A 15818-nucleotide genomic window follows, 5' to 3' on the forward strand; every position below is an offset into this window, starting at 1 on the left:
CCGAGCCGAGCACCCCCAGCCCGAGCCCGCCGGCGCCGACCGACCGCGATCCCGGCCGGCGGCCCTCCCCTCAACCCCTATTGGAGCGGGATGACCTTCCCGTACTCGCTTTCCGGACGCGTGCCGCGGATACGCCGGTCGGTCTCGTCGATCCGCAGATCGTTGATGCTCGCTTCGCGGCGCCGCATCAGTCCACGCTCGTCGAACTCCCACAGTTCGTTGCCGTAGCTGCGCCACCACTGGCCGTCGTGGTCGTGCCATTCGTACTGGAACCGGACGGCGATCCGGTTTCCGCGAAACCCCCACAGGCTCTTGCGCAGCGCGTAGTCGAGCTCCCGCTCCCACTTCGACGTCAAGAAGGCGACGATCTCCTCGCGGCCGGTGACGAACACGTCTCGGTTCCGCCAGACCGAGTCGGGGGTGTAGGCCAGTGCCACCCGCCGCGGGTCGCGGGTGTTCCACGCGTCCTCGGCCGCCTGCACCTTCTGCAGGGCGGTCTCCTCGGTGAACGGCGGGTAGGGGGGACGATCCTCGGACATCGCACTCTCCTCACATTGAGAACGACCGTTCTCTACCGGGCTCGCCCTAAGATAGGGAACGGTCGTTCTCAAGGTCAAGGAAGGAGGCGCCCATGCCGGCCGCGATCACCGAGGAGCAGACCGTCCTGGACCGAGAGGCGCTGCTGGACGTCGCGGAGAAGCTCTTCTACCGGCGGGGCATCCAGGCAGTCGGCATGGACGAGCTGCGGACCGTGTCGGGTCTGCCCCTCAAACGCATCTACCGGATCTTCCCGACGAAGGAGACCCTCGTCGTCGCGATGCTGAGGCGCCGCGACCGTCGATGGCGAGGAAGCCTGGCGACCCATCTGGACCAGGTGCCCGACCCCCGGGAACGCATCCTCGCGATGTTCGACTGGCTCGGTGACTGGTTCGCCGAACCCGGCTTCCGCGGATGTGCATGGGCCAACGTCCACGGTGAACTCGGGTCGTCGTCCCCCGCGGTCGCGGCCGAAGTGCGATCGCACAAGCAGGCGTTCCATGACCAGGTCGCCGAGTTGGTCGCCACCGTTGACCCACGGGTCACCGAACCGGTCTATCTGCTGGCCGAGGGGGCCATCGTGGTGGCGGGAATCCACGGTGACACCGCGGCGGCTCATCATGCCCGGCAGGGCGCCAAAGCACTGCTGGACGCCACTTCCTAACCTGATTCCACAGCCCTAGGCCCCTGATCGCCTTCTCCAACTCCAGAGACCCCACAGTGGCCGCTCAGGCAGCGGATCATGGGCCGACGCGCAGCGAAGCGCCACCGACGCAGGTCCGCGAACGCCTAACCCGCAACCCCATGCGCGGGCACTGAGAGGCGGTCGAAGAAGGCTTCGGCCTGGGGGTTCCCGGCGCCGGAGTCGACCGCGCCCATCGAGTGACGACATCCGCCGCCGTGCATACACCGCGCCTTCGGTCCGCAACGGGCAGCGGTATCGGGGACCAACGCCCGTGGTGACGGCGGCACATGATGCGGCGGCCGCCGGCCCACCGCGGACGGCCGGCCATTCCGTTCGTCACCACCTGGGGCGCCCGCCCCGCTCGGTCCCGCCAGTCGAAGGACGCCGAGTCCTCAGCCATAGGGCATCGTCCCGCGCCACCGGAGCGCTCTGGGTAACGCCGGACGCTGGGGACAGCCGGCATTCATCGGCCATCGGAGTGCCGAGAGAGCGCGAAAGCCGGTCGCTCAATACAGCAACCGGCCTCTGACCTGGGCGCCTCCGGCAGGATTCGAACCTGCGACACCCGCTTTAGGAGAGCGGTGCTCTATCCCCTGAGCTACGGAGGCATGTCGTCGCGCGCGGCAAGAGCGTAGCGGACGGCACCTACAGGGTAGGGGAAGGGACGCGTTGCGCGCTCCTTCTTATGTGGCGTCCCGGGACCCTAGGCCAGGTGGGGCCGCTGTGGGTACGCTTCGGTGCCGTGACGGGTCGGCATCGCGGGCAGCCGAGTGGCGGGACTGCCGAAGACGAGGTGGACGGGCGTTCGTCCCGGGGTAAGTGGATCGGCGTTGCCGCCGGTGTTCTCGCGGTGCCCGTCGTGCTGGCGACCTTGGTCCTGTTCGGGTCTGAGGAGGCGCCGGGGGAGCTGCCGGGGACGGCGGGGGCCTCCGCGCAGAAGGTGGCGCCGGCCACCCCCGCGGGTGAGCCGACGTACGGTGAGTACGTGCCGCCCGAGCAGGAGCCGGAGGTGGCGACGAAGGCGCCGAAGCGGGCGCCCGTTCCGAGGACGACACCGCGGCGCACGAGACGGCCCGGGTCGCCGTCCCCGTCACCTACGCAGACCACGACGAAGAGGCCGTGCCCACCGGGGTGGGAGGACGTCTGGTGGATGCGCCGGTGGTGCGAGCGGCATGATGATGGTGACCGTGGCCGCTGAACCGATTACGCACAGGTCATCGTAGAACCTGTAGTACCGTTCTGCCGCTGTTCCGCATTCGGGCATCAGGAGGAAAACCACCGTGCCGTACCCCCGGTCGGCGGCGCTGACCGCGGTCTTCCTGGTGATGACGACGCTCTCACCGCACGGCGCCGCCGTCGCGGCCGAGGGCGACACCCTGGAGTCGTTGCGCCGTGAGGCGTCGAAGGCTCGCACCGAGCTGGAGAAGGCCACGAAGCAGATGAAGGGCCGAAAGAAGGATCTGGACGCCTCGCAGGTCAAGCTGCGGAGCACCCTCAAGGACCTCGCGGTGGCCGAGGCCGAGCTGAACCGGATCCGTGAGCCGCTGGCCAGGCTGGCGAACTCCTCGTACAAGCAGAGCGGGGCCGTCGGGTCCATGGCGATCTTCGGCGGCGGCGATCCGAGCCAGGCGCTCCGCTCGACGGCGGACGTGACGTTGCTCGCCAAATCGCAGCAGGCGCTCGTGGACCGTGCCGACGACCTGCAGGGGCGGCGGAAGCGGCTCGCGTCGACCGCTCAGGAACTGCAGTCGCGCAACGCGGTCGAGCAGACCCGCCTCCAGCAGGAGGTGAACGGGCTGAAGAGCAAGTCGGCGCAGCTCACCGAGCAGCTCAACACGATGCTCGACAAGCTGGCGGTGAGCCGGCTGAAGCGGCTGCAACTCAAATGCGACGAGAGCCTCGCCGCCGACGCCAAGCAGTTCCCCAACGGGCTGATCCCGGCGAAGTACCTCTGCGCCCTGCCGCAGAAGGGGCACAAGCTGCGGGCGGACGCGGCCCTCGGCTTCTACAAGCTGAACGCCTCCTACAAGCGCCGGTTCGGCCGCGACATGTGCGTCACGGACGCGTACCGGAGCCTGTCGGAGCAGCACTCGGTCTACGCGCGGAGGCCCGGTTTCGCGGCCGTCCCCGGGACGAGCAACCACGGGAAGGGCCAGGCGCTCGACCTGTGCGGCGGTGTGCAGAACTCGGGCTCCGTCCAGTTCAACTGGATGGAGGCCAACGCCGGGAAGTTCGGATGGATCCACCCGGCGTGGGCCTACAGCAGCCCCTTCGAGCCCTGGCACTGGGAGTTCGGCGCCGAGAACGAATAACCGCCCGCGCTGCCCTCAAACACCACTCGACACCAACCCGAGCCGAGGCCAACACCGCCCGACGGCAACACCGCGGGCGGGTGACACCGCCGGAGGGCAACCGGGCCGAGCTGCACCTGCCGAGGGCAACGCCGGCCGAGGCTGTGCGGTGTAGGGAGGGCGGTGGGGCGGGTCTAGTAGGGGGCCTCGGCAGTGGGGACGACCTCGGCGGTGCAGTAGCGGCAGCGGCGGGCCTTCAGCGGGATGTCGCTGAGGCACTGCGGGCACTCGCGCTCGGTGGCCTCCTTGCCCCGGTCCATTCGCTCGATCAGCTTGGTCGTCGGCAACACCACGAAGAAGTAGACGATCGCCGCCGTGATGGCGAACGCGATCGCCGACGTCACGAAAACGCCGTACGGGAACTTGGTCCCGTTGATCGTCACGGCCAGGCCCGTGTAGTCGGGCTCGCCGCCGATCAGCGCGATCAGCGGCGTGATGAAGGAACTCGCGAAGTCCTTCACCAGGCCCGCGAACGCGGCTCCGACGACGAATGCGACCGCGAGTTCGACGAGGTTCCCGCGTAGGAGGAACTTCTTGAAACCACTCATGCCGGCTCCGGGGGTGTCGGGAGTGCGCCTCCCTGTGAAACGGGAGCGCAGGAACGGCTACGGATCGTAACGAAACCTCCTATGACATGCCAATCCAGGTCCGGATCATCCCTTACGCACACGTACGTGAAGGGGGTGTTGGTGTGTGGAGTGTGCCGTTCGTGGGGCTCTTCGGTTGCGGAGTGGCGGTCAGGGGGTGTGGTCGTGTTGGGCGGGGTTGATCGTTAGGGATAAGGGGGCGGTGGCGGCGGCCAGGGCGAGGGCTTGGGATCTGTTGGTTGCGAGGACTATCAGGGCGCCGTGTCGGCTGCCGGCTTCGTTGGGGGCGGGGATCGTTATGACGGGGACCGATGACACCACGACCTGGGCGGCGTCTCGTGGGGGGCCTGCGGTGGCGTCGGGCAAGGCGGGCAGGGGCGCCGGGGCGGTCAGGACGTCGATGTGGTCGCCCGGGTCGAGGAGGCGGACGGCCTCGGCGTCGGCTATGCGGACCGGGGTGGCGACCGTGCCGCGGCCGTAGGCGCGGAGCAGGCCGTCGCCGACGACGCGGGTGTCGGTAAGGGGCTCGTCTTCGCGCATGGGGGCGGCGAGGAGGCGGCCGGTGCCGGAGCGGAGGGTGCCGGACGGGACGGCGGCCGGCGGCAGGTTCACATGGTGCAGGTCGGGCGGAGTGAGGGTCGTCCCGGCGGGCAGGTCGCGGGCGGCGGCGAGGACGCGGACGGACGGTGGCGGGCCGGGCCGCAGCGCCATGAGGGCGAGGCCGGCGGCGGCCGCGGCGAACAACGCCGCCAGCGGCCGTCGCAGCCGGGCTAAGCGGGCGTTCACGGCAGTTCCAGGGGGAGCTTCATGCCGTCCAGGACGTTCGGGCAGGGGCAGGCGCGTTCGGTGGGCAGCGTCTTGACGACGTCGGCCACGAGGGTGCGGAGCCGGTCGATGTTCTCGCCGAAGACGCGGAGCACCTCCTCCATGGTGACGCCCTCGCCCTCCTCGATGCCCGCGTCGAGGTCGGTGACGAGGCACAGGGAGGTGTAGCAGAGGGCGAGTTCGCGGGCGAGGACGGCCTCGGGGTGGCCGGTCATCCCGATGAGCGTCCAGCCCTGGGAGGCGAACCACTGGGACTCGGCCCGGGTCGAGAAGCGCGGCCCCTCGATGACGACGAGGGTGCCGCGGTCGACGGGGGCCCAGCCGGCCGCCCGCGCGGATTCCACGGTGGCGTGGCGGCCCGCCGGGCAGTACGGGTCGGAGAACGACACGTGCACGGCGGCGCCGGCCTCGTAGTAGGTCTGCTCGCGTCCGGACGTGCGGTCGGCGAGCTGGTCGGGGATGGCGAGCGTGCCGGGGCCGTGGTCGGGGGTGAGGGAGCCGACCGCGCTCGGCGCCAGGACCTGCCGGACGCCGAGTGAGCGCAGCGCCCACATGTTGGCCCGGTAGGGGATCTTGTGGGGCGGGAAGCGGTGGTCGCGGCCGTGCCGGGGGACGAACGCGACGCGGCGTCCCGCGAGCTCGCCGACGGTGATGGGGTCGCTCGGGGGTCCGTACGGGGTTTCGACCCGCACCTCCTCGACGTCGTGGAGGAACGAGTAGAACCCGGAGCCGCCGATGACCCCGATCTCGGCGGCGGCTGGGGCGGAAGGCTGAGTGGACATGGCGCCGACATTAGCCACCCCGCGCCGGCGCCCGGGAGGCCGTCCGCCGATTGTGGATAACTCGGCGTCCGGAAGTGCCGGAAGCCCCCGGAAGAAGGGGCCCGGCCGAAGCCGGGCCCCTTCCCCTTCCCCGTCCCGGCCCGGAGCCGGGGGCCTGGTGGCGTCAGCCGACCGGGTCGAGCACCTTGGGCGGGTCGGCGGCCGGCTCCCGCTCGGCGAGGCGGCCCGGTGCCCAGATCCGCCGCCCGATGTCGTACGACAGGGCGGGAAGCAGCAGGGACCGGACGATGAGGGTGTCGAGCAGCACCCCGAACGCGACCGCGAAGCCCATCTCGACCATGAACACCAGCGGCAGCGTGACCATGGAGGCGAACGTCGCCGCCAGGACCAGGCCGGCCGAGGTGATCACACCGCCGGTGACGGTGAGGCCGCGTTTGATGCCGCGGCGGGTGCCGAGCGCCTGCGATTCCTCCCGGACGCGGTGCATCAGGAAGATGTTGTAGTCGACGCCCAGCGCGACCAGGAAGATGAAGGCCAGCAGCGGGAAGCCGGCGTCGGTTCCCTCGAACCCGAACCCGTACTCGAAGATCACCGCGCAGGCGCCGAGCGAGGCGAGGAACGACAGCACCACGGTGCCCATCATCAGCAGCGGCGCGATGAGGGCGCGCAGCAGCGCGACGAGGATCAGGAACACCACGCCCAGCACGATCGGGATGATCACCTTGTTGTCGCGGGCGGAGGCCCGCTGGATGTCCAGGGACGTCGCGGTGGTGCCGCCGACCTTGGCGTTCGCGGACGGGACGTCGTGCACGGCGGCGCGCAGCCGGTCGATGGTCGCGCGGGCGGCCTCGCTGTCGGCCGGGTCCTTCAGCGTCGCCTCGTACTTGACCAGGCCGTTCGTTGTGGCCGGTGCGCCGACCTGGGCGACGCCGGGCGTGCCGCGGACGGTTTCGGCGATCTTGTCGGACGCCGTCGCGGAGCCGATGACGACGGCCGGGGAGCCGGAGCCGGCGGGGTAGTGCCGGGCGACGACCTCCGTGCCCTGGACGGAGTCGGGCCGTCCGGTGAACATCCCCGCGTCCGAGAGGCCGTCGGCCTTGAGCGTGCCCAGGCCGAGGCTGAGGACGATCAGGCCGAGCATGGTGGCGGCCCAGAGCGCGCGCGGGCGCTTGCTGATGAGATTGGCGACTCGGCTCCAGATGCCGTGTTCCGCCTCGTACGCCTCCGGCTTCAGGTACTTGACGTCGTAGCGGGGGATCAGCGGCCAGAACAGCCACCGTCCGCAGATGACGAGGAGCGCCGGCAGGAGTGTCGTCATCGCCGCGAGGGCGGTCAGGACGCCCGCGGCGGCCACGGGACCCATCCCGGCGGTGGAGTTCATCTCGGCGAGCAGCAGGCACAGCAGGCCGACCGCGACGGTGGCGGCGGAGGCGATGATGGCCGGTCCGGCACGGTGCAGCGCGTAGGCCATGGCCTCGTGCCGGTCCTCGTGCCGGTGCAGTTCCTCCCGATATCGGGCGACGAGCAGCAGTGCGTAGTCGGTGGCGACGCCGAAGACGAGGACGGTCAGGATTCCGGCGCTCTGGCCGTTGACGGTCAGGTCCCCGTATTTGGCCAGCAGGTACACCAATGACTGGGCCAGCCCGAGGGCGAAGAGGGCGCTCAGGACCGGGACGAACCAGAGCATCGGGCTGCGGTAGATGATGAGCAGCAGGACGATGACGACGGAGCCCGCGGCCATGAGCAGGAACCCGTCGATGGTCTCGAAGACCTCGAACTGGTCGGCGCCGCTTCCGGCGGGTCCGGTGACGTGCGCGGTCAGTCCGGGAGGTCCGCGCTTGGCGAGTTCGCGCGCCTCGTCGACGGCGGCGGTCACGTCCACATCTGTGAGGGGCACGAGGGTCTGTAGCGCTTTCCCGTCCTCGGACGGGATCGGCCCCTGTACCTTCTCTGCGCCGGGCAGGTTCTGCAACGCGGAGACGTCCGAGGTGGCCTTGGTGCGGTCCGCGGCGGTGATTCCCCCGGCGCGCTCGTAGACGACGACCGCGAGCATCGTCTCGTCCTTGCGGAACTGTTCTTCCAGTTCGACGACCTGGGTCGATTCCGCTCCGGCGGGCAGCCACGACGCCGCGTCGTTCTTCTCGACGTCGCCGAGCCTGCCGGCCAGTGGCCCGAGGGCGACGATCAAGATGACCCACAGGGCCAGGACCGCCCATTTGGTGCGCCTGCCGGCGATCAGTCCGGCCAGACGATGGGCCCACGTCCGGGGGGGAGCCGGGCTCTGTGTGCTCATGGTTCCTCTCCTGTGCATTCTGACAATCGAGATATGTCGCGTCTTAGGTGAATGTCTCGATTGCCGAGACGCATGTCAAGTACTATCGCGAGATTTCTGCTAGCTCTACGTCCGAGATTCTCGCGAACAGAGCTTCCCCGAGGCAGAGCCTTATGGCGACGGGAGAGCCGGCCTGCCGGTCACCTCTCATCCCCTCAATCGTCGCCGGGCGGCACCGCCGGCGCGTCCAGCGTGAGATGGGACTTGGGCTACTTCATCGGGGGCAGGTGCGGCCCCCGCCGCTACCCCTTGAGATGTAGGAGCCGCCCATGAGGGGAGGAGGCAAGCGGAGATGGCCTCCGTTCAGCTGCCTCGCGGCGATCGTCGGCGACGGCGGCATGGACGCCGAAGGCGGCGGGTTCTCCGGCGGTGATGTGCCCCAGCGGCCGGCGGCCTGATGGCGGCCCCTACTGGCGATCTGGGGGCCCTGGACAGCGGTCTGCGGCCGGCATGTGCGGGTGTTCGGGCACGACAAAGCCGGGAGATCCGTCTGCCCCGCGAGGGGACGGCGGATCCCCCGGTTCGCCCTGCGCGGGCCGGAGGTCGCAGAAGGTCAGGCGACCTTTTCAGAGGACGAAGAGGAAGACGACGACGAGCTGGAGGACGACGAGTCGCCGCCAGACGACGAGGAAGAGGAGGACGAGGACGAAGACGCATCCGACTTGTCCGACTTCGACGAGCCGGAGGAGTCGGACGACGAGTCGCCGTTCGATGAGGAGCCGTTGGCCGAGGCCCCCGCGGTGGACGTCTTGCCGGAGCCGCGGCTGTCGGTGCGGTAGAAGCCCGACCCCTTGAAGATGATCCCCGCCGCGGAGAAGACCTTGCGGAGCCTGCCCTCGCATGCCGGGCAGTCGGTCAGCGCGTCGTCGCTGAACTTCTGCACGACCTCCAGAGGCTCGCCGCACTCGGTGCAAACGTACTGATACGTCGGCACGGTTCCTCCTCGCTGACTCAGCCCGGCTCAGCCCGGCTCAACCCGGACTGGCACTCACTTTGAACGACTGCTAATGGTACCCGTGGCTGAAACGGGATTCGCCCCCGGCCTGTTCCCTGACCGGTCAGAGTCCGACAGGCAGGGAACAGCCTGGTAACGGGACAGAAGGTCAAGCGCCCTTCTCGCCGAACCAGCCGGCCAGCTTGCCCTTCCGGCTGACCGCGCGCAGACGGCGTTCCGTGGCCTCGCGCACGGCATCGGTGGTCACGACCAGGAGGGTGTCACTCGCCTGCAGAGGCGTGGTGGGTTCCGGGACGAAGCTGGACCCGTTCCGCACGATGAGCGTGATGGACGCGCCGGGCGGCAGCCGCAGCTCGAAGATCTCCACGCCGTTCAGCATGGAGTCGGCCGGGATCCGGATCTCCAGCAGGTCGGCGTGCAGTTGCTCCAGCGGCGCCGCCTCCACGTCCAGTTCCCGGGTCTGCTCGTCGCCCTCCAGCCGGCACCAGCGCGCCGCCAGGGGCAGGGTGGGGCCCTGGAGCAGCGTGAAGATCACGACGACGGTGAAGACGATCGAGAACATCCGGTCGGATCCCTCGACCCCCTGCGCCATCGGGATGGTGGCGAGGATGATCGGCACGGCGCCGCGCAGCCCGGCCCAGGACGCGAACATCTTCTCGCCCCACGACAGCTTGAACCCGACCATGGACAGCACGATCGACACGGGGCGCGCGATGAGCAGCAGCACGAACCCGATCAGGAGGGCGGGCACGATCTGGCCGGGCAGTTCGCTGGGGGACGCCAGCAGGCCCAGCATCACGAACACCCCGATCTGCGCCAGCCAGCCGATGCCCTCGGCGAAGCCGCGGGTGGCGGGCCGGTGCGGAAGCCGGGCGTTGCCGAGGACGAGGGCGCTGACGTACACGGCGAGGAACCCGCTGGCGTGAAGCAGCGACGCGGCGCCGTAGGACGCGACGGCCAGCGACAGCACCGCGATCGGGTACAGGCCGGAGGCGGGCAGCGCGAGGCGGCGCAGGCCCTGCGCGCCGAGCCAGCCGACGGCGACGCCTACGATGCCGCCCGCGACCAGCTCGTACACCATCAGGCCGAACAGGGCGGCGAGGTCGGGTGCGCCGGTGTGGGTGCTGAGCGTGATCACGATGATCACGACGGGCGCGTCGTTGAAGCCGGATTCGGCCTCCAGCAGGCCGGACAGCCGGGACGGCAGCGGCAGCCGCCGCAGCACCGAGAACACGGCGGCGGCGTCGGTCGGGGCGAGCACGGCGCCGAGCAGGAACGCCGGCTGCCAGGGCATGTCGATCAGCCACATGGCGGACAGCGCCACCACGACGATGCTGATCAGGGTGCCGATCGTGGAAAGGCTGATCGCGGCGGGCACCGAGGACCGCACATGCCGCCAGCTGGTGGTGATACCGCCCTCGGCGAGGATCAGGACGAGGGCGGCGAAGCCGAGCGTGTGGGCGAGCTCGACGTCGTCGAAGGTGATGTGGAGGGGGCCGGACTCGCCGATGAATAGGCCGAGGCCCATGTACGCCAGGAGGGTCGGCAGGCCCGCCTGATGCGACAGCCTGACCGCGATGATGGCGCTGAGTACGAGCGTGGCCCCGAGGAGTAGCCAGATGTCGAGATGCACATCCCACCCTTCGGGGTCGTCAAAGTTGATCGTTTAGGAATCCTACAGATTCACGGGCCGATCGCACATTTGCGGTTGAGGGACGGCATGCCGGAGATCCTCGCTATCGCCGTCTGACGTGCGGATTCATACCGTTGACCACATTCCGCACCTCGCGTCCCTCGACGGCCGCGGTGACGTTGTCCCGCACGACCGACACGAGGTTGAACTGTGACTGGACGGACGTCCCGGCCGCGTGCGGGGACAGCAGCACGTCCTCGTTGCCGCGCAGCGGATGGTCCTCCGGCAGGGGTTCGTCGTCGAACACGTCCAGGGCCGCGCCCGCCAGCCGTCCCGATTCCAAAGCGGCGACGATGGCGTCGTCCGGCACGATCCCGCCGCGCGCCACGTTCACCAGCAGCGCGCTGTCCGGCAGTAGGGCGAGACGTTCGGTACCGATCAGCCCGCGGGTCTCCTCCGTCAGAGGCAGAGCGAGGACGAGGATGTCGGACGTGGCGAGCAGGTCGTCCAGTTCCCGGTATCTGGCCGCCGCCTCGGGACGCGGACGCCTCGTCCAGTACGAGACGGCGCAGCCGAGCGCCGCGAACAGCCGCGCCGCCTCGGCCCCGATCGCGCCGAAGCCGGCGATGCCGACGCGCTGGGTGTGGATCTCCCGCGGCCGCCGGGCGACCACCTCCATCTGCGGCCACCCGCCCGCGCGGACGCCGCGATCGGCCCAGGCGAGGTGGCGGCACAGCGCGAACGACGCGCCCACCGCCCACTCGGCGACCCCGCGCGCGTTGAAGCCCGCCGCGTTCGCCGCGGGCACGCCCGCGGCCGCCAGCGCGGCGATGTCGATGCTGTCCGTCCCGACCGCGGGCATCTGGACGAACGCCAGGCGCGGCGCGGCCCGTACGGCCTCGGCGTCCATGGCCAGCCGCCCGCTGAAGTCGGCGATCACGATGTCGGCGCCCGCGAGTGCGGACAGAAGCGCGGCGCGCTCCCTGGCCTGCGGGAACGTCACCTCCGCGGCGTCCCCGAGCGGCTCGAACAGCCGCCGGACGACGTTCTGGTCGATCGGGGGAAGGGACAGGATCCGCCACGGCGCCGTCATTTTCGAGACCTCCCGTTTCGCCGTCCGCCCCGACCGCCCCCGCGATCATGTCTCCCTCACTCTAATGAGCCCCGCGGACGACCCGCCCGTCCGAGCCCCGCCCGGGCCCCGAGCCCCCGTCCGAGCCCCCGTCCGAGCCCCGGCCATCCGCCTGTCCCCGCCGGTTCGCTGGTCCTGGCCGGTCAGCCGAGTCGGACGAGGCCCCTGGACGGGGTCACGGCCGCGCGGACGCGCTGGTCGTGCGGTTCGGCCGGCACGGTCTGGAGGAGCTCCGGGTCGTACAGCAGCGCCACGGTCAGGATCGCCGGGCCGACCCGGGCGAGCGCCCGGTCGTAGGAGCCGCCGCCGCGTCCGAGGCGCATGCCGGTGCGGTCGGCGGCGAGAGACGGAGCGATCACGACGTCCGCGCTGGCCACCGCGCCCGGCCCGCGGGGCGGCTCCGACGGCTCAAGGCGTCCGCGCGGACCCGGGACGAGCGAGTCGGGGCCCTCGTAGGACGCCCAGTCCAGATCGCCGTCCGGGAGCAGGCGGGGGAGCAGCACGTACGTGCCGCGCTTCCACAGCGCGAACAGCAGCCCGCGCGTGTCCGGTTCGGTGCCGGTCGAGACGTACGCCGCGATGGTCCCCGCCATCTCGACCTCGGGGACGGGCAGCAGCGCGTCCCGGATCGATCTGCCGGCCGCCGCGCGGGCTTCGGGCGTCATCGCCGCACGTCTGCCGATCAGTTCGGCCCGTAGGTCGGTCTTCGAAACGATGTCCTGCACGCTGCCGTCCTCGTGGGTGGCTAGGGTCATTACATGGCCGACACTGCACCTGTGCTCAAGGCGGTCGTCCCGGCGGCCGGTCTCGGTACCCGATTCTTGCCCGCCACCAAGGCGACTCCCAAGGAAATGCTGCCCATCGTCGACAAACCGGCGATCCAGTACGTCGTCGAGGAGGCGGTGGACGCGGGCCTCAGCGACGTCCTGATGATCACCGGCCGCAGCAAGCGGTCCATCGAGGACCACTTCGACCGGGCGTACGAACTGGAGGAGGCGCTGCGCGCCAAGGGCGACGACGAGCGCCTCAGCGCCGTCCATGCGTCCAGCGACCTGGCCATCATGCACTACGTGCGGCAGGGCGAGCCGCGCGGGCTCGGGCACGCGGTGCACTGCGCCCGCCAGCATGTCGGCGACGAGCCCTTCGCGGTGCTGCTCGGCGACGACATGATCGACGCGCGCGACAACCTGCTGCGGCGCATGATCGAGGTGCGGGGGCGGTACGGCGGCAGCGTCGTCGCGCTGATGGAGGTCGAACCCGACCAGGTCTCGGCGTACGGGTGCGCGGCCATCGAGGCGACGGACGAGGACGACGTCGTCCGGATCTCCGACCTCGTCGAGAAGCCCTCCGCCGAGGAGGCGCCGAGCAACTGGATCATCATCGGCCGGTACGTCTGCGACCCCGCGGTGTTCGACGTCCTGGAGAAGACCCCGCCGGGACGCGGCGGCGAGATCCAGCTGACCGACGCGCTGCGCACCCTCGCCGACACGCCCGCCGGCCAGGGCGGCGGCGTCTACGGCGTCAAGTTCCGGGGACGCCGCTACGACACGGGCAACAAGCTCGAATACCTGCGAACGGTCGTCCAGTTCGCCTCGGAACGTCCCGACCTGGCGCCGGAGTTCGTTCCGTGGCTGCGCGAGTTCGTGCGCGAGCACGACGCGTCCGGCGGCGTGGGCGGCTCCGGGGACTCGTGACGACACGTCAGACTAGGACCGTGGGCATGAGAACGGTCGATGAGCATCTGACGGACATCCTCGGCAGCGTCGCGGTGCTGCCGCCGCTCGACCTGGCGCTGCTGGAGGCGCAGGGGACGGTGCTCGCCGAGCCCGTGTCCGCGCCCGTCCCGCTGCCGCCGTTCGACAACTCCGCGATGGACGGCTACGCCGTCGTCGCGGCCGACATCGCGGCCGCCACCGAGACCGACCCGGTCACGCTGCCCGTCGTCGGGGACATCGTCGCGGGCGATTCCGGCGTGTCGGCGATCAGGCCGGGCCTGACCGCGCGGATCATGACGGGCGCGCCGCTGCCGGCCGGCGCCGACGCGGTCATCCCCGTCGAGTGGACGGACGGCGGCAACGCCACCGTCCGGGTCTCGCGCGCCGCGCCGGCGGGCAACTACATCCGACGCGCGGGCGAGGACGTCGTCGCCGGGCAGGTCGTCGTGGACGCGGGCACGCGCCTCGGCGCACCGCAGATCGGCATGATCGCCGCGGTGGGACGGTCACGGGTGACGGTGCGGCCGAGGCCCCGCGTCGTGGTGGTGTCCACCGGGGACGAGCTGCGCGAGCCGGGCTCCCCTCTCGCGCACGGCCAGATCTGGGAGTCCAACGGCTACATGCTCACCGCCGCCGTCGTGGAGGCGGGCGGAGTGGGCTACCGGCAGGCGACCGTCGTGGACGAGCCCGCCAAGGTGCTGGAGATGTTCGAAGACCAGCTCGTCCGTGCCGACGCCATCGTCACCACTGGCGGCGTCTCCATGGGCACCAAGGACGTGGTCAAGGAAGTACTGACCGGCACGGGCACGGTGGGCTTCCACAAGGTGCGCATGCGTCCCGGTAAGCCCCAAGGGTTCGGCCTCCTTGAGGACACGCCGGTCTTCACTCTCCCCGGCAACCCGGTAAGCGCGTACGTGTCGTTCCAGGTTTTCGTACGTCCCGCCCTGCGCGCCATGCAAGGACTGGCGCCCGAGCCACTGCCCACGGTGAGCGCCGTCCTCGCCGAAGACGTCAAGTCACCCGCCGGGCTCCGCCACTTCATGCGCGGCAGGCTGTCGTTCCACCGCGGCTCCTACGCCGTCACGGCGGCGGACGTGCAGGGCTCGCACCAGCTCGGCTCGCTGGCGTCCGCGAACGCGCTCATCGAACTGCCGGAGGATGTCGAAGCGCTCCCCGCCGGTTCCCACGTCGACGTCATGAGGTTGCCGTCTTGAGTGCCACCGGCCCCGAATTCACCCACCTGGACGACGCGGGCGCGGCCCGCATGGTCGACGTGTCGTCCAAGAACGTCTCGGCCCGTACCGCGACGGCCACGGGCTTCGTCCGCCTCTCAGCCGAGTGCGTCGCCCTCCTGCGCGCCGGTGACATCCCCAAGGGCGACGCGCTGTCCGTCGCCCGCATCGCCGGGATCATGGGGGCCAAGCGCGTCCCCGACCTCGTCCCCCTGTGCCATCCGATCGCGCTCCACGGCGTCACGGTCGACCTGGAGATCCGGGACGAGGGCGTCGCGATCACCGTCGTCACCCGCACCGCCGACCGCACGGGCGTGGAGATGGAGGCGCTGACGTCCGTCAGCGTCGCCGCGCTCGCACTGGTCGACATGGTCAAGGCCGTCGACCCCGCCGCCGTGATCACCGATGTGCGGGTCGAGGAGAAGACCGGCGGCAAGACGGGCGAGTGGCGCCGATGATCAGGGCGATGGCGGTCACCGTGTCGAACCGGGCCGCGGCGGGCGTCTACCCGGACAAATCCGGCCCCGTCCTCGTCGAGATGCTGGAAGACCTCGGCTGCCAGGTGGACGGCCCGGTCGTCGTCCCCGACGGGGAGCCGGTCGCCGGGACCCTCCGGGACGCGGTCGCCGCCGGCTACGACGTCGTCGTCACCTCCGGCGGGACCGGCCTCACCCCCACCGACCAGACCCCGGAAATGACCCGGCAGGTCATTGAATGGGAGATACCTGGTATCGCGGAGGCCATCCGGTTGGAAGGACGCGAAATGGTGCCCGCCGCGATCCTCTCCCGCGGGCTCGCCGGCGTCGCGCGCGGCACCCTCATCGTCAACCTGCCGGGCTCGACCGGCGGCGTCCGCGACGGCATGACCGTCCTCGGCGGAGTCCTCGCCCACGCCGTCGACCAGATCAAGGGCGGCGACCACCCCCGCCCGCCCACCGCCTGATCGACGCGGCTTCGGCGGCCTGATGACCGCGCCGGGACGAAGCACCGCCGCCTGTGAAAACGACCCTGGAACGGCCCGCGTGACCGTTTTCTCGGCGACAATTGATGGC

The 15818-nt window shown here is 70.5% G+C and carries 16 protein-coding genes and 1 tRNA gene; 7 read left to right on the forward strand and 10 right to left on the reverse strand.

The window, feature by feature from the left end; translation table 11 throughout:
- Positions 1 to 77: 77 nt before the first annotated feature.
- On the reverse strand, positions 78 to 539 hold the full coding sequence (locus tag ACTWPP_RS00960) for a nuclear transport factor 2 family protein (protein WP_443102088.1): 462 nt from the start codon (positions 537 to 539) through the stop codon (positions 78 to 80).
- Positions 540 to 631: 92 nt separating this feature from the next.
- Between ACTWPP_RS00960 and ACTWPP_RS00965 the strand changes: the two genes are divergently transcribed.
- On the forward strand, positions 632 to 1201 hold the full coding sequence (locus ACTWPP_RS00965) for a TetR/AcrR family transcriptional regulator (RefSeq protein ID WP_443102089.1): 570 nt from the start codon (positions 632 to 634) through the stop codon (positions 1199 to 1201).
- Positions 1202 to 1757: 556 nt separating this feature from the next.
- Here ACTWPP_RS00965 and ACTWPP_RS00970 read toward each other — a convergent pair.
- Positions 1758 to 1830, reverse strand: a tRNA-Arg gene (locus tag ACTWPP_RS00970).
- Between the two features lie 672 nt (positions 1831 to 2502).
- On the opposite strand from ACTWPP_RS00970, the gene ACTWPP_RS00975 reads away from it, so the two are divergent.
- Positions 2503 to 3534: a D-alanyl-D-alanine carboxypeptidase family protein gene (locus ACTWPP_RS00975; protein WP_443102090.1), complete on the forward strand. Its 1032-nt coding sequence runs from the start codon at positions 2503 to 2505 to the stop codon at positions 3532 to 3534.
- A gap of 173 nt (positions 3535 to 3707) precedes the next feature.
- On the opposite strand, the gene ACTWPP_RS00980 is transcribed toward ACTWPP_RS00975, so the two are convergent.
- From ACTWPP_RS00980 to ACTWPP_RS00995, 4 genes are all read right to left on the reverse strand, one after another.
- Positions 3708 to 4121 (reverse strand): MscL family protein, encoded by a 414-nt coding sequence (locus ACTWPP_RS00980; RefSeq protein ID WP_443102091.1) that lies wholly within the window; start codon positions 4119 to 4121, stop codon positions 3708 to 3710.
- 189 nt (positions 4122 to 4310) lie between these two features.
- Positions 4311 to 4946 (reverse strand): SAF domain-containing protein, encoded by a 636-nt coding sequence (locus ACTWPP_RS00985; protein WP_443102092.1) that lies wholly within the window; start codon positions 4944 to 4946, stop codon positions 4311 to 4313.
- Positions 4943 to 5767 (reverse strand): S-methyl-5'-thioadenosine phosphorylase, encoded by an 825-nt coding sequence (locus tag ACTWPP_RS00990; protein WP_443102093.1) that lies wholly within the window; start codon positions 5765 to 5767, stop codon positions 4943 to 4945. Before ACTWPP_RS00990 ends, ACTWPP_RS00985 begins: the two co-directional genes overlap by 4 nt.
- A gap of 163 nt (positions 5768 to 5930) precedes the next feature.
- On the reverse strand, positions 5931 to 8060 hold the full coding sequence (locus ACTWPP_RS00995; RefSeq protein ID WP_443102094.1) for an MMPL family transporter: 2130 nt from the start codon (positions 8058 to 8060) through the stop codon (positions 5931 to 5933).
- Between the two features lie 308 nt (positions 8061 to 8368).
- On the opposite strand from ACTWPP_RS00995, the gene ACTWPP_RS01000 reads away from it, so the two are divergent.
- Positions 8369 to 8497 (forward strand): hypothetical protein, encoded by a 129-nt coding sequence (locus tag ACTWPP_RS01000; protein WP_443102095.1) that lies wholly within the window; start codon positions 8369 to 8371, stop codon positions 8495 to 8497.
- Between the two features lie 155 nt (positions 8498 to 8652).
- On the opposite strand, the gene ACTWPP_RS01005 is transcribed toward ACTWPP_RS01000, so the two are convergent.
- The 4 genes from ACTWPP_RS01005 to ACTWPP_RS01020 form a co-directional block, all read right to left on the reverse strand.
- Entirely contained in the window at positions 8653 to 9033 is a 381-nt protein-coding gene (locus ACTWPP_RS01005; protein ID WP_443102096.1) for an FmdB family zinc ribbon protein, read from the reverse strand.
- A gap of 169 nt (positions 9034 to 9202) precedes the next feature.
- Entirely contained in the window at positions 9203 to 10687 is a 1485-nt protein-coding gene (locus tag ACTWPP_RS01010; protein ID WP_443102097.1) for a potassium/proton antiporter, read from the reverse strand.
- 103 nt (positions 10688 to 10790) lie between these two features.
- Positions 10791 to 11780: an NAD(P)-dependent oxidoreductase gene (locus ACTWPP_RS01015; RefSeq protein ID WP_443102098.1), complete on the reverse strand. Its 990-nt coding sequence runs from the start codon at positions 11778 to 11780 to the stop codon at positions 10791 to 10793.
- A gap of 182 nt (positions 11781 to 11962) precedes the next feature.
- Positions 11963 to 12574, reverse strand: a complete 612-nt coding sequence (locus tag ACTWPP_RS01020; RefSeq protein ID WP_443102099.1) for a 5-formyltetrahydrofolate cyclo-ligase — start codon at positions 12572 to 12574, stop codon at positions 11963 to 11965.
- A 3-nt stretch (positions 12575 to 12577) separates the two neighbouring features.
- Between ACTWPP_RS01020 and galU the strand changes: the two genes are divergently transcribed.
- The 4 genes from galU to ACTWPP_RS01040 are packed head-to-tail and all read left to right on the forward strand — an operon-like array spanning position 12578 to position 15709.
- On the forward strand, positions 12578 to 13513 hold the full coding sequence (gene galU, locus ACTWPP_RS01025) for a UTP--glucose-1-phosphate uridylyltransferase GalU (protein WP_443102100.1): 936 nt from the start codon (positions 12578 to 12580) through the stop codon (positions 13511 to 13513).
- Between the two features lie 26 nt (positions 13514 to 13539).
- Entirely contained in the window at positions 13540 to 14748 is a 1209-nt protein-coding gene (glp, locus tag ACTWPP_RS01030; RefSeq protein WP_443102101.1) for a molybdotransferase-like divisome protein Glp, read from the forward strand.
- Positions 14745 to 15224, forward strand: coding sequence for a cyclic pyranopterin monophosphate synthase MoaC (gene moaC / locus ACTWPP_RS01035; protein WP_443102102.1), 480 nt, complete (start codon positions 14745 to 14747; stop codon positions 15222 to 15224). The genes glp and moaC overlap by 4 nt, the downstream gene beginning before the upstream one ends.
- 8 nt (positions 15225 to 15232) lie before the next feature.
- Complete coding sequence (locus tag ACTWPP_RS01040) at positions 15233 to 15709, forward strand: MogA/MoaB family molybdenum cofactor biosynthesis protein (RefSeq protein ID WP_443102103.1); 477 nt, start codon at positions 15233 to 15235, stop codon at positions 15707 to 15709.
- Positions 15710 to 15818: the final 109 nt, after the last annotated feature.

This window comes from Actinomadura sp. 3N407 (genome assembly GCF_052245875.1).
GTDB lineage: Bacteria > Actinomycetota > Actinomycetes > Streptosporangiales > Streptosporangiaceae > Spirillospora.